This window comes from Rhizobium sp. CG5 (assembly GCF_023701945.1).
Taxonomy (GTDB): domain Bacteria; phylum Pseudomonadota; class Alphaproteobacteria; order Rhizobiales; family Rhizobiaceae; genus Allorhizobium.
In genome coordinates, this window is the sequence record NZ_JABAEF010000015.1 from 43,024 (window position 1) to 56,300 (window position 13,277).

Annotated in this window: 15 protein-coding genes; 3 read left to right on the forward strand and 12 right to left on the reverse strand. The window is 59.6% G+C overall.

Annotated features, from left to right (window positions below):
• Nucleotides 1–4 precede the first annotated feature (4 nt).
• The 3 genes from HGO38_RS21970 (at nt 5) to HGO38_RS21980 (ending at nt 2,817) form a co-directional block, all read left to right on the forward strand.
• Entirely contained in the window at nt 5–832 is an 828-nt protein-coding gene (locus HGO38_RS21970) for a glycerophosphodiester phosphodiesterase (protein ID WP_250958042.1), read from the forward strand.
• A gap of 92 nt (nt 833–924) precedes the next feature.
• Nucleotides 925–1,746 carry an inositol monophosphatase family protein gene (locus HGO38_RS21975; RefSeq protein WP_250958043.1) on the forward strand — a complete coding sequence of 274 codons (822 nt, stop codon included), beginning with the start codon at nt 925–927 and terminating at the stop codon, nt 1,744–1,746.
• 24 nt (nt 1,747–1,770) lie between these two features.
• Entirely contained in the window at nt 1,771–2,817 is a 1,047-nt protein-coding gene (locus tag HGO38_RS21980) for an aldose 1-epimerase family protein (protein ID WP_250958044.1), read from the forward strand.
• 104 nt (nt 2,818–2,921) lie between these two features.
• On the opposite strand, the gene trbI is transcribed toward HGO38_RS21980, so the two are convergent.
• Genes trbI through traI form a run of 12 tightly spaced genes read right to left on the reverse strand, consistent with a single transcriptional unit; the run spans nt 2,922 to nt 13,260 of the window.
• Nucleotides 2,922–4,241, reverse strand: coding sequence for an IncP-type conjugal transfer protein TrbI (gene trbI / locus HGO38_RS21985; protein ID WP_250958045.1), 1,320 nt, complete (start codon nt 4,239–4,241; stop codon nt 2,922–2,924).
• Between the two features lie 11 nt (nt 4,242–4,252).
• Entirely contained in the window at nt 4,253–4,729 is a 477-nt protein-coding gene (gene trbH, locus HGO38_RS21990) for a conjugal transfer protein TrbH (protein ID WP_250958046.1), read from the reverse strand.
• The gene (trbG, locus tag HGO38_RS21995; protein ID WP_284739518.1) at nt 4,729–5,580 is read right to left on the reverse strand and encodes a P-type conjugative transfer protein TrbG; all 852 of its coding nucleotides are present in this window, start codon (nt 5,578–5,580) and stop codon (nt 4,729–4,731) included. Before trbG ends, trbH begins: the two co-directional genes overlap by 1 nt.
• A 17-nt stretch (nt 5,581–5,597) precedes the next feature.
• Nucleotides 5,598–6,275 (reverse strand): conjugal transfer protein TrbF, encoded by a 678-nt coding sequence (locus HGO38_RS22000; RefSeq protein ID WP_250958047.1) that lies wholly within the window; start codon nt 6,273–6,275, stop codon nt 5,598–5,600.
• A gap of 17 nt (nt 6,276–6,292) precedes the next feature.
• A complete protein-coding gene (gene trbL / locus HGO38_RS22005; protein ID WP_250958048.1) occupies nt 6,293–7,483 on the reverse strand; it encodes a P-type conjugative transfer protein TrbL in 1,191 nt (396 codons plus the stop codon).
• Nucleotides 7,477–7,698: an entry exclusion protein TrbK gene (trbK, locus tag HGO38_RS22010; protein ID WP_284739513.1), complete on the reverse strand. Its 222-nt coding sequence runs from the start codon at nt 7,696–7,698 to the stop codon at nt 7,477–7,479. Before trbK ends, trbL begins: the two co-directional genes overlap by 7 nt.
• An 8-nt stretch (nt 7,699–7,706) precedes the next feature.
• A complete protein-coding gene (trbJ, locus tag HGO38_RS22015; RefSeq protein WP_250958050.1) occupies nt 7,707–8,516 on the reverse strand; it encodes a P-type conjugative transfer protein TrbJ in 810 nt (269 codons plus the stop codon).
• Nucleotides 8,488–10,956 carry a conjugal transfer protein TrbE gene (locus tag HGO38_RS22020; RefSeq protein WP_250958051.1) on the reverse strand — a complete coding sequence of 823 codons (2,469 nt, stop codon included), beginning with the start codon at nt 10,954–10,956 and terminating at the stop codon, nt 8,488–8,490. The genes trbJ and HGO38_RS22020 overlap by 29 nt, the downstream gene beginning before the upstream one ends.
• An 11-nt stretch (nt 10,957–10,967) precedes the next feature.
• Nucleotides 10,968–11,267 carry a conjugal transfer protein TrbD gene (locus HGO38_RS22025; protein WP_250958052.1) on the reverse strand — a complete coding sequence of 100 codons (300 nt, stop codon included), beginning with the start codon at nt 11,265–11,267 and terminating at the stop codon, nt 10,968–10,970.
• Complete coding sequence (gene trbC, locus HGO38_RS22030; RefSeq protein ID WP_250958053.1) at nt 11,260–11,664, reverse strand: conjugal transfer pilin TrbC; 405 nt, start codon at nt 11,662–11,664, stop codon at nt 11,260–11,262. The genes HGO38_RS22025 and trbC overlap by 8 nt, the downstream gene beginning before the upstream one ends.
• A complete protein-coding gene (trbB, locus tag HGO38_RS22035; RefSeq protein WP_250958054.1) occupies nt 11,654–12,625 on the reverse strand; it encodes a P-type conjugative transfer ATPase TrbB in 972 nt (323 codons plus the stop codon). Before trbB ends, trbC begins: the two co-directional genes overlap by 11 nt.
• Complete coding sequence (gene traI, locus HGO38_RS22040) at nt 12,622–13,260, reverse strand: acyl-homoserine-lactone synthase (RefSeq protein WP_250958055.1); 639 nt, start codon at nt 13,258–13,260, stop codon at nt 12,622–12,624. The genes trbB and traI overlap by 4 nt, the downstream gene beginning before the upstream one ends.
• Nucleotides 13,261–13,277: the final 17 nt, after the last annotated feature.

Below are 13,277 nucleotides of genomic sequence, written 5' to 3' on the forward strand. Positions count from 1 at the left end.
TCTCATGTTTGACCTCCTTCCATCACGCTCCGGTCGCGTGCTCGTGTGTGGTCATCGCGGCCATTCCATCGAAGGTCACGAGAACACACGCCCTGCATTGCGACGTGCTGCCGAACTTGGCGCCGCGCTTTGTGAAATTGATCTGAGGATCACCCGCGACCGGCGGTTGGTCGTCTTCCACGACGATATTCTTGACAATGCTTCGACCGGCACCGGTCTCATTTCCCAGATGGAATTTTCCGAAGTTGCCCGGTTTAAAACGAAGAACCGAAACTCGGTGAACATTGAGGGGCAGCCGATCGAACCATTCGAGGACGTTCTTTCGTACTGCCGCGACCTCGGACTCGCTCTGATCGTTGAGATCAAGGATAAGTTCGAAGGGACAGCTTACCTTGAACAGGTGGTCGGACTTATTGAGGAAGCCGGAATGCTGGAACGGGTTCTCATCAGTTCGTTTGATTACGTCGTCCTGCGAGATATCAAACGTCTCTCTCCGGGCATACGAACGATGGGGATCAATTACCATCGTCTGGTCGAGCCAGCCCTCGCCGCCCGCTCGGCGTCGATGGATGTCATGAATACAGATTATCCGCAATTCGCCCCTGATATTGCCGAAAGCCTCCACGCCGAGAGAGTATCTGTCAGCCACTACGTTCCACCTCCGCAACACTTCGCTCTCAGACGATCGTATGGCCTGGATTATCTTGAACTGCTGCAATCACACATGCGCGCCGGCCTGATCGATATGCTTGTATGCGATGACGTCGCCTGGATGGTCAATTTCGTTGAAACCTGCGGGTTGGAACCGGCACGGCTGAAGTTCGCTGGGTGAGAAGATAAACCCCAGTCCCCTGGAGAATGGGCCTCACCGCGCAGCCTTTGATCTCTTTGAGGTCCTTTGAATGATGTTAGGAATAAAAACGCATGTCCGGTACTTCAGTTGAAACAGGGGCGCTTGATCACGCCACGCAAGCCACCGTGGAAACAATAGCCCGCAAAGCCGGACAAATTGCCCTTGCTCACTTCCAAGCGCTGGCCACATTGCCTGTTGAACGAAAGGGACATCTCGATCTGGTGACTGACGCAGATAGGGAAGTCGAGAAATTTCTAATCGCCAGCTTGCGAACGGCATTTCCCGACGACGGTGTTTTTGGAGAAGAGGGCGGAGATGTCACGGGGACATCAGGAAGGATCTGGGTCATCGACCCGATCGACGGCACGTTTAATTTCGTGCGCGGAAGTGTGAATTGGGCGATTTCCATAGGTCTTTTCGATAATCGCAAGCCGGTCTTTGGCATAATTTTCGCGCCCGCCCGCGACCTGTTGCTAGCCGGCGGAACCGATATCAAGGCGAGGATTAACGGCAAGCCGATGTCAGCGCTTCCTTCATTCGACCTCGCTCGTGCATCGACCGGGGTTGGCTTTCACCCGTCAATACCGACCCAGGATCGGCTTGAAGTCTTCCGCTTTATATCCGACGAACTTCGGATCAACTTCCGTTGTTGCGGATCGTCTGCGCTCTCCCTCGTGGAAATCGCTATGGGAGAGACAGACGGTTACATCGCACTTGGTGACTCCACATGGGACGTAATGGCGGGCTTGCCTATTCTTGCGAGCCTCGGGGTATCTCATACCATCGATTGGGATCGCACTGCTTTGCACGAAAAACTGCGATTCGCGTGCGGGAGTGACCCCTTCTTGGCGAGAATGCAGCCGCTGCTAAAGACTGTGTCCGCAGCCGCTTGAAGACTGTGAGAGCAGGATGACCGTATGAAAGCCCTAAAGCAACGCACGGCACGGGAGCTTTCTGCCACCGAATTGCGCCAACGGACCGTCGACGGCAGGGGTATTGCCGACATCAGGCTCCTGCAGGTTGAAGACGGTCCCGGCCGGGGACAGAGATTGCTTGTCTTGCGAAATGCATCGGGCATTGGCCTGGAAATCGCGCCCGATCGCGGGTTCGATATTTCCAGCGCCACCTGGCGTGGGATCAATGTTGGATGGAACAGTGCCAACGGATTACCCTGGCCGATGAACTCTGTCGATGCGGAAGATGGTGTCGGATTCTATCGAAACCTCGATGGCTTCCTGGTGACGTGTGGGCTTGATCACATCGGTGGCGCTCGTCGAAGTGACGCATCGCATTTCATTCATAAGCACAGGAAAGAGGTCTTCCACCCACTGCATGGCAGGATTTCCAGCCAGCGCGCGATGATCTCTGGCTACGGGGTGGATTGGAAATCCGACACGCCGGTCATTTGGGCCGAAGGCACCGTCAAACAGAGTTCGATATTCGGCGAAAATTTGGTGCTTCGACGCCGGATAAGCCTGGAAATCTTCAGTGGCACGATCCGCGTCGATGATACGGTCGAAAACCTTGGCTTTCGACCCAGCCCGCATGCGATCCTTTATCACATTAATTTCGGCTATCCTTTCCTTGATCACGCGACGCAGATCGGTGGCGACATTGATGAGGCATTCGTCTCGACTTTCAATGGCGAAGACAAGTCTCCCCGGGATGACTTTGTGGACTACTTCCAGGAAATCCCGGTTATTTCCAAAGGCTCCAGCGCGACTATCGAGGTCCGGAACGACAAACTGGCTGGAGGGTTACGGGCGATGATTTCGTTTCCACTCAAGGCAATGCCTGATTTCGGCATGTGGCGAGCGTTTCAGTCAGGTGTCTATGCCTTGGCGTTCGAGCCAATGAAGCGGAGCGGCCTCCAAGGCGAGGCAGGACAGGGGTACGGGATGTTGGAGCCTGGAGAGACCGCCGCATACTGGCTCGAACTGCAATTGGAATCGGCAAACGGTTAAGGCCAGCCAGATCCAATCGGCTGGGGTGGTCTACGTGTAGCCGGCTAGACCAGCTTATGCTTCCACGTGGCGTCTGTCGCAATTGAACATCTGGCGGACTGATCTCATCTCCATGCTCCCGGGAACACGATATCCTGATCGACAAGGACATTGAACTTGTAGCCAGGGCGTATTTCCAAAGTCAGCTGGACGTTCATGTTGCGCTGTATCGTCTGATCGGCGACCCTACCGAACGTCTCGGCAAAATTCCGCCGCGTCGCATCCGAGGCCGTGTCCTGGGTCGCGAGCGTCGAACTTTCCGGAACGGCCATGTCGATCCCTGTTCCGATCAGGGCGATCAGCACTGCTGATCCAAAGGTTTTGAAATAATGGTTGTTCACCTTGTCGTTGAAACCACCATACCCTTGCGCATCGGTTCCCGACATGCCGCCGATCTGCAACGTCGAACCATTCGGGAAGATGATGTCGGTCCAGACAACGAGCACACGTTTCTGTCCGAATGAAACTTTGCTATCGTAACGGCCGAACAACTTTGTGCCCTGCGGGATCAGCAGACGATGCCCGGTGGCGCTGTCATATACGTTCTGGCTGACCTGGGCCGTAATCCTGCCCGGGAGATCGGAATTGATGCCCGTGATCAGTGTTGCCGGGATCACGGACCCGCGTTTCAATTCAAATGGCGATTGCTGAGGCACCACACGGTTCGACAAGTAGCCGAGATCCTTGAGATCGGCGTTAAAGAAGTCCTCTTTTGAGCTCTGCCCATTGGGATCGACATTTTGACCACCCAAGCCAGCGCGCAACGCGGCCGCATAGAGATCCGACGACTGCCCCGCCGTTGCGGATGGCGTTGTGGCAACTGCGGTCGTGTCCGTAGTCGCGTCTCTTGCTTCCGCACGCGTTTCCAGCTTGTTGCGATCAATGGCGAGCGGCGCGTCGTATGCGGCATTGTTCGCCTGTAGGCGCGCCATTCGCTGGCGCTGCTGCTCCCGCACATATTGCTCCTGGTGTTCACGCTGAAGGCGGGCACGCCAGACCTCTTCCGGCTCAAGCTCCTGACCGCGCTGCTGCTTCTCTCGCCCTTCCGGCTGCGACGCGAAGGGATTGTCGGTCTTCCCTTCGACCCGTTTTGATTCGGCCGGCGTCGGTTGAAAGGTAGTCTGCTGCTGCGGCTCTCCGATAATGCCATCGGTGACGCCGCGTTTGATCTGGTCGGCATAAGTAGAGGCAGGGCTGCCCGAACTTGTCTCCGGGCCACTGTCCCTACCGAAATAGAGCCCGCGAGAGGCGAGCCCGTAGAAGATCACGCCAAGGAACGCGACCGCCAGGACGGTGATGACGACGATCGGCAGACGATTGATCCGCCGGATAGTGGATGGGGCTTGGCTGTTTGGGGCGCCGCCGAGATTGAGAGATTGCACCATATGATCCTCTCTCACCCGCGCCGCATGAGCGACAAGGCGCTTGCTGGCGTCGCGCCGTTGGCTGTGACCGTGTATGCACGGCCGAGCTCGACGCTGTTTGTCGAGAGACGGGCCAGCACTTGACCATCTGCGGCCAAGATCACATAGGCCAGCGGGATGACCGTCGTACCGCTATCGGTCTTCTGGTCGGTGACGACGGCATAGCCCCATCCCTTCAGCGCCGCTTCCATCGCCTGTCCGAAGGGCGAGGTATCAGTCTTGAGCGCAACGGTCGCTTTTCCCGGTCCGATCTGTTCGGAAAGGCGGCTCACCATATCGCCGGCGATGGCGCTGGCGGCGGGACCGGAGATTTCTGGCGGCGCGCTGCTAGCCACGACATTGTCAGTTCCTATCGACTGGCATCCGGAAAGAAGGATGGTGAGGGTGCAGGCTGCAGCGAAGTTGCGGAGGGGTTGCAAGGCGCGCGAATGTGAGAAAGGGATGTTCATTACCGCCCTCCCCGCTTGATGGTGATCTTTTCCTGTTTCCAACCGACCCCCGACACGAGCACCGCGCGATCGACCTGGTAATCGACGACCATCATGTCGCCCTTCATCCGGTAGTTGACGATCCGGTTCTGCCCGCCTGACGTGACGAACAAAACCGGCGCATCCTGGCCGGAAATCGAGCGTGGAAACTGGATGTAGGTCTTGAGCCCGTCGGAATAGACCCGTGTCGGCCGCCAGCCGGCGTTGCCCGAGACCGAATAGGAGAAGTTCAGCTGCTCGGCTGGGACACCGGCGCCCGGGATGGTGCTTGCTTCCAAACGCGCGTTGATGTCAGCGAGCTTTGTCGAAACATCCTCCGGATATTCGAAGCCGACACGCGCCATATACTGCGTCGAGTGGGACTTGAGCTGGATGTGATAGGTGCGACGTGACGTTGTCACCACCATCGAGGTCACAAGACCAGGCTCCGACGGTTTGACGATCAGGTGGATGGCTTGACCGCCGGCAGCACCCGAAGTCGCCGGCTCTACCTTCCAGCGCACGTTGTCGCCGACCAGAACGTCGCGGACCACCTCCCCGCCCTGAAGCTCGATATCGCAGACCTGCAGAGGCGAGCAGACGACGGAGGGCTGGACCTCGCCGTAAAGGAAGATCACCTTGCCGTCAGGACCCTTGGTGACGATACCCCGCGATCCACGCCATTGGGTCGAAATCCCCATCCCCTTTGCTTCGTTGGCTGTGACGCCGTCGGCAGCATATGCATGCAGAGGAGCGACTACTGTAGACGCCAACATTGCCGAGGCGAGAGCGCCCGTCAGGGTGGCCCGTGTTCTTTTGCGCGGGATGATCATGTTCGGGGCCATGCCTTTCAAAGCTGTGCTGTCCAGTCGAAGTCGCGGAGATAGAGACCGATGGGGTTCAAGCGAATGACGCCCTCGTCCTGCGGCGGCGTCAGGGTCACGGTTGCGATGCCGCGGAAACGGCGGACGGCCGTTTCCTTGCCGCGCCGGTCGCGCTCGAATTCCGTCCAGTCCATCTGATAGCTCTGGTTCGACAACGCGACGATGTTGTTCACCTCGATGGCGACAGTCGAATTCTTCGCTTTCTCGAACGGTGAGTTGGAGCGAAACCAGGCATTGACCTTCTCGGTTGCGGGATCCGAAGTCCTCAGCAGACCATAGGTCCGGTCGATATATTGCTTCTGCACGACCGCATCCGGCGTCACACTGCGAAAATTCGAGACGAAGCTGCCGAGGGTGGCGCGCACCACACGCGGATCGGCATACTCGATCTGCTGTGGGAACCCCGCACTGACGGCCGTGCCGAGCTTGTCGACCTCGACGATATAGGGAACGAGCTTGACCTGCGTGCTCTGGTACAGCGCATAGCCAAAGCCGATCACAGCCATGGTCATGCCGGCTATGCCGACGATGCGCCAGGCAGCGGCGGACCTGACATAGGAGCCATAGCGCTCGTTCCATTCGTTGCGCGCGGCGATATAGGGATTGGCAAGATCGGGATTATCAAGCGGATTGTGTCCGGCCATGGCGGATCGGCCTCCAGTCATTTGGTCTCGTTGATCGGTGGTGGTGGAGGCGGCGATCCAGGTCGGTTGGCATGCTGGTCGAGTTTGGCATTGGCAAGCCCGAGCAGAGATCCGGCATAGGCGCCGGGCGACCCGACCGCCTTGTCCTTCGCGGCCGATCCGACGGCACCTGCCGCGCCACCAATGCCTGCCTCCATGCCGCGCATCGCGGCAGTGCCAAGGGATGCTCCCCCTGCGCTTGCCGCGCCTGCTGTCTGAAATCCTCTGCTGGCTGCTGACGTCGCCAGAAAGCCGGCGCCGGCCGCAAAGGATGCGGCCTGCCCACCATGGCGGAGCGATTCCATGCCGCCGGAAACGGAGGCACCTTGCACGACACCCTGCAGGATTGGCGGCACATACATGGCGATGACGAAGACCACGACCGAAATACCGGCGATCGCGAGCGTCGTGATGAACTGCTCTGATGTGGCCGTCGGTGCCTCGGCGAGACCGAGCAGGATGTCGGAGCCGATCTTGGCAATCATCACCAGCGCCATCAGCTTCATGCCGACCGAGAAAGCGTAGACCAGATATTTGATGGCAAAGTCCTTGGTATAGGACGTGCCACCCAGTCCGAGCATGATCATGCCCGCGAGCAGGCCGACATACATCTCAACCATGACCGAGACAAAGATCGCGGCAACGAGCGAGAAGCAGACGACGACCACGACCATGGCGAAGACGGCGGCGATCGCCAGGGAGTTATCCTCGAAGAGGCCAAATTTCGCCTGTTCCGACATCTTGGTCGCGACACGAATACCGGCGTCGAAAATGTTGGCGGGCGAGGCCGACCCGCCGCCGGCACCTATCTGGTAGAGGCTGTCGACAACGGCCTTGGCAACGGCCGGCCCCTCAGTGAGGATGAAGGCAAACAGCCCGATGAACATGATGCGTTTCACGAGCTCCGCGAACCAGCTGTCGAGCGAGGCGGCGTTGATCGCCAGCCATACAGCGGCGATGCCGACCTCGATTCCGGCAAGGATCCAGAACAACGACCTCGCCGCATTCATAACCGTCGTCTCCCAGCCTTTGGCTGCGGCAACGACGGAGTTCTCCAGTGTGGTCAGCACCTGTCCTTGCTGCGCCAGAGCCGGTGCGCTCGCGATCAGGAAAAGTCCCATCGCGGTGAAGGCGAGTTCGAGGAGCCGGTAAGGTCGAACAATCACCATCTCGGCTTCATCTCCTGACCACTGCGAATGTCGCGCTCGGTGTCGCCACCGAAGAACCTTTCCCGGTGCTGTTGCTGCTCTGCTTCGGAGGCGGACTGTTTGGCCGCCGCGCCGGAACTCGATCCCGACATAGGGGTCGGCTTCGGCTGAAAGTTGCTCCAAAAGACCACACCGGCCCCTGTCAGGATTGCGGCCAAGGTCAGGATGACGATCAAACGCGGGCTCACCAGCGGGGCTCCATCGTCTGCCCACCGCGGATGTCGTGCTCGCTTCCGCCGAAGAACTGTTCACGGCGCGCCTGGGCAAGATCCTTTTGCGCCTGCTCCGACTGGAACCAGGTGCCCATCATGGTCATCTGCTGGGAAACCAGGCCACGCAGCTTTTGCATTTGCGCGACCTGCTGGGCGGCGATCTGATGTCCGACCTGCAGCGCCTTCATCTGCCCGTCAGCCGTCTCCGACATCGATCGCAGCGACGACATCGTGCTTTCCTCACTTGAGAACTGGTCCGCCGTCAGATTTGCGGCCTTCAAGGTCCCTCCGATCGTATCGCGATTGGTGTCGGACCAGCTTTGATACGTCGAGGAGAAGCTTGCTCCGTCAGGCAGATTGCTTTTCATCTCGGAAAAACTCTGGAAACGCTGCTTGAGCACATCGTCGATATTGCCCATCGAGAAGGCGACGCCCTGACCTTGCGCCACGATATTCTGAAGGTTCTTCAGATCGTTCTCGACCTGACCCCAGACGTGGTTTGGCAATTGCGCCGTGTTTTGCAGCATATTGTTGTAGATGTTGATCTGGTTCTGAATCTGCTCGGCCAGCTGCGAGATTTGGGTAATCTGGTTGTTGACCTGCTCCGCCGACTTGCCGACAAGCGAGATCAGCTCTGCATTGTTGGCAAGCTGTGTCCATTCGGTCGCCTGACCTGTCACGCTACCAGCCTGGACCTGGATTGGCGTTGCGATTGCGAGGCCGGTCACCACGATGACCACCGCACGATAGGTCTCAAGAGGTCGGGAAAAGTGTTTCGGCATGGGCTATCCCCCTTTGCTGGAGCCAAGGACAAGGCCATGCGGCCCCATGTTTGGAATGCAGGCTGCGAATTTGCTTCAGATCTTCCTTGCCCGTCGCACCGACGAACGAAAGCGCCACTGGACCAAGCGCCATGTTGAACAGCCGACGACCCTCCGGTGAGACGACGTAATATTCACGCTTGGGAATGGCGGTTGCGACGATTTCGATCTGCCGTTCGTTGAAGCCGATGCGCTCATAGAACTCGCGCGTGCCCGGCTCGCGCGCCGCCCCGTTCGGAAGGCAGATTTTTGTCGGGCAGGATTCCTTCAGCACATCGATGATGCCCGATCGTTCGGCATCCGAAATCGACTGGGTGGCGAGGACCACAGCGCAATGGGCCTTTCGCAGCACCTTCAGCCATTCGCGGATCTTGTCCCGGAACACCCGATGGCCGAGCATCAGCCAGGCCTCATCGAGAATGATCAGGCTGGGCGCGCCGGTGAGGCGTTTCTCGATGCGCCGAAACAGGTAGGTGAGAACGGGGACGAGGTTGCGCTCGCCCATGTTCATCAGTTCCTCGATCTCGAAGCACTGGAACGCGCCAAGCGCCAGACCGTCCTCTTCGGCGTCGAGCAACTGACCCATCGGGCCGTCGACGGTATAGTGATGCAGTGCGTCCTTGATCTCGCGCATCTGCACGCCGGAAACGAAGTCTGACAGCGATCGGCCACGGGATTCCGCCATCAGCGACAATTGCCGGGAGATGGCGTTGCGATAGTCCGGGGTGATGGTCACACCCTGCAGGGCCACCAGCATCTCGATCCACTCGGAGGCCCAGGCCCGGTCGCCGTCGGTCGACAGTTCGGCGAGCGGGCAAAAGGCAAGCGCCTTCACTACACCACCAGCCGATGGGCCGATATCGCCGCCGATCTGGTAGTGATCGCCACTGAGGCCCAATGTTAGGGGAAGCATCGAGCCGCCCTTGTCGAAGGCGAACACCTGAGCATCGGCATAACGTCGAAACTGCGCGGCAATCAGCGCCAGCAGCGTCGACTTGCCCGATCCGGTTGGGCCGAAAATCAGGGTATGGCCGACGTCGTCGACATGCAGGTTGAGCCGGAATGGCGTCGAACCGGATGCCACCTGCATCAGCGGTGGTGAGGCCGGTGGATAGAATGGGCAAGGTGCTGTCGGACTGCCCGACCAGACGGAATTGAGCGGGATAAGATCGGCGAGATTGCGAGTGTTGACCAGCGGCTCTCGGATATTGGCGTAGGAAACGCCTGGCAGGCTGCCGAGAAAGGCATCCGTGGCGTTCAAGGTCTCGATCCGTGCGCCAAAGCCCTCGGCCTGGATCAGGCGACGGATCGCCTCGCACTTTTCCTGGAGCCGGATCGCATCTTCCTCAAAGATGACGATGACCGGCGTGTAATAACCGTAGGAGACGAGCTGCGACGAGGCTTCAGCGATCGCGTCCTCTGTCTCCGCCACCATCAGCATGGCGTCCTGATCGACCGAGCGTGATTGCGTCTGGAACAACTGGTCGAAAAACGGCCGCACCTTCTGCTGCCATTTCTTGCGGGTACGCTCAAGCCGCGCCCTTGCTTCCTCCGCGTCGAGAAAGACAAAGCGGGACGACCAGCGATACGTGAGCGGCATCAGGTCCAGCGTGTTGAGGATTCCAGGCCAGCTTTCGGCCGGTAGGCCGTCGATCGCCACGACACCGAGAAAGCGGTTTTCCACCAGGGGTGTGAGGCCATGCTGCAGCTCGGCCGTCACCAGCCAGTCGAGATACATGGGGATGTCCGGCAGGCGCACCGGATGGTTCTCACCGGTGATGCAGAAACGGATGAACTGGAAGAGTTCGTCGTATCGGGCGACACGGAACCCACCGCGCTCTGAAGTCTCTCGCGTCATCATCCGACGGATCGACAGGACATTGGCAAGATATTGCTCGATTTCACGGATCGAGGTCAGGAAGCTTTGCAACATCGTGTCGGCATAGGTCGCAGAACGGCTCGCCGCATCCGAATAGACATACCGCGCCAGGCCTGAGCGGCGCGGCTCCGGCGGCCGCCACGTCAGGATCAAAGCATGGCGGCTTTCGAAATGCCCCCTCTCCTTCTGGAAATGCGCCCGCCGCTCATCGTCGATGGCGCGCGTGACCGGATCTGGAAAATGAGACTCTGCATCGCTTGGATAGTCACCAGTCGGCACGCGCACTGCTTCGACCTGGATCATCCAGCCGGAACCGAGCCGCGATAGGATGGCGTTGATCTGTCGCGACACCTCGTTGCGCTCGGCGTCGGTCGAGCTCTCGCTATCCGGCCCCGCGAAATACCAGCCGGCCATCAGGGAGCCGTCTTTCAGCAGGATGACACCGTTATCGACGAGACCGGCATAGGGCACGAGATCGGCGAAGGACGGCCCGGAATGACGGAAGGATTTGAGGGCAACCATCTAAAGCCCCTTCAAAACTTGCGCCACGGCGACGACGTCGCGCGATAGGCCGTCTTGTAGGAGATGTGGCGGAGATAGACTCGGCGCATCAGCGGATCGGATTTGGCCATCATGCGCAGAGCCGCGACAGCCACCAGCCAGACTGCGATGCCGAACAGAGCCGCGTACCAGGTCAGCACGACGAAGATCAGGATGATGGCCGTAAGCGCCGTCAGCAACACGAGTTCGCGGTCGGCGCCCATCAGGAGGTTCGGACGCGACAGCGCCCGATGTACCCGCGAGCGTGCCAGAGAAGAGCCGGCCTCAGCCATGAGCCCCCTCCCCCGCGGTTGCCGGCGCCATCGTGGGCGCAGTCATGCTGCGCCCAGCCCGCGAATGAGCCTCGCCGATCGAGGCGCCGGTCGCACCGAAGAGAGCAACGATCTGGGTGGCCCCGAGGAGCACACCACCGACCAGCGCGACATAGCAAAGCCGCCTCGCGAAATCATTCAGCTCGCCTCCGAAGATCAGCATGGCGCCGGCGATGGCGACAGCGGCCAGCGCGATAAACCCGGCGACAGGTCCGGTGATCGATTGCTGGATCTTCTCTAGCGGCGACTCCCACGGCAGACTGCTGCCGCCTGAGGACGCGAGCGCGGGTTCTGCAAGGCCAACAGAGACGGCGGCCAGTGCTGCACAAGTGAGAATAATGTTGATTTTACGCGACATGGCTGTCCTCATCGATCTGGGCATAGAGTTCGGTCTGGTAGCGGCCGTTGCGGTATCCTTCGATGTGGATGACCTCAAGAACCCGTCGTCCCTTTCCCGTTCGCTCGATAGAAACGACGAGATCGACGGCCTCGCCGATCACCTCCTGCATCGGCTGCTGGCTGGCTTCCGCCGTCAGCTGCTCCAGTCGGCGCAAGGCTGACATCGCCGTGTTGGAGTGGACCGTTGTGACACCGCCCGGATGGCCGGTATTCCAGGCCTTGAGCAGCGTCAGGGCCGCACCGTCGCGGACCTCGCCAACAATGATGCGGTCTGGTCGCAGGCGCATTGTGCTCTTGAGCAGGCGCGCCATGTCGATCGTATCGCTGGTGTGCAGCGAAACGGTGTTCTCGGCCGCGCATTGGATTTCGGCGGTGTCCTCGAGGATCACCATTCGATCTTCCGGCGCAGCAGCCACGACCTCGGCGATAATGGCATTGGCGAGAGTGGTTTTCCCCGATCCCGTGCCCCCCGAAATGACGATGTTCATCTGCGCATCGATTGCGGTTCGAATGGCACATGCCTGGGCTTCGGTCATCACCGTTGACTTCACGTACTCTGTCAGAGGGATGAGACGCGAAGCCCGCCGGCGGATGGTGAATGCCGGTCCAGAAACCACCGGCGGCAACAGGCCCTCGAAGCGGTGTCCGCCAATCGGAAGTTCGCCAGAGATGATCGGTCGTTCGTCGTCGGCTTCAGATTGCAGCGCGTGAGCGACGCTTCCAATCACGACTTCGGCGGCGGCAGGGCTCATTGCACCCGCAGGAGCCACGCCGTGTCCCAGCCGCTCAATAAACAGCCGGCCGTCCGGGTTGAGCATGATCTCAACGACGGTGGCGTCATCGAGCGCGATGCAGAGTTGGTCGCCAAGCGCGTCCTGCAGTTTGCGGACCAGGCGGGGATGGGAACGGAGCTGGGTCACGCAGCGCTCCGGGTCTGACGGCTGTAATCTTCGATGGTGATCGAGCGGTAGCCATGCGGGCAAACTCGTTCAAAACTTTCCCGATTGGCTGGCAGGGTCCCGGCGACAGCCACGGTGTTGCCGATAGCCACAGGATCGCCAAGTCGTTTCATCGGCCATCCGGCGCGATTCAGGATGCGCTCGAAGCGGAGATCGGTTGCCGTGACGATTTCATCGTAGCCGTTTGCCATCGACCACTTGATGATCCCGGCAAACATGGTGAGCGTCGCGAGATGGAGTTGGCCCCCTCCCCTGCCGGCGGGCAAGGTCGTATCGACGCAGAAGCGCGAGCTCTCAACCATCCTCGCAGAAACATTGAGAGAACCCGTTGCCAGCAGTTGCGGGAACGTCCGCTCCAGCATGGTCGGCCCCAATGCCGGCAGCAGGCGCGCGCAGCCGACGACCTTCGCTTCGGCCGTGACGGCCAGGATGTAGGTCGGGTCGAGATTGTCGTACTCGTCCCGCTCGCCTGCGTCAGTGATGGTGACATCCCATTCAAGGCGTTCACTGAAGATCGTCGCTCGCAGGCGGTGCATCTGTTTCAGAAGATTGGAATGCTCGACATATCGATCTGGCGAGACGGTCAGAATCTGCATCTTGTTCTCCGCATGAA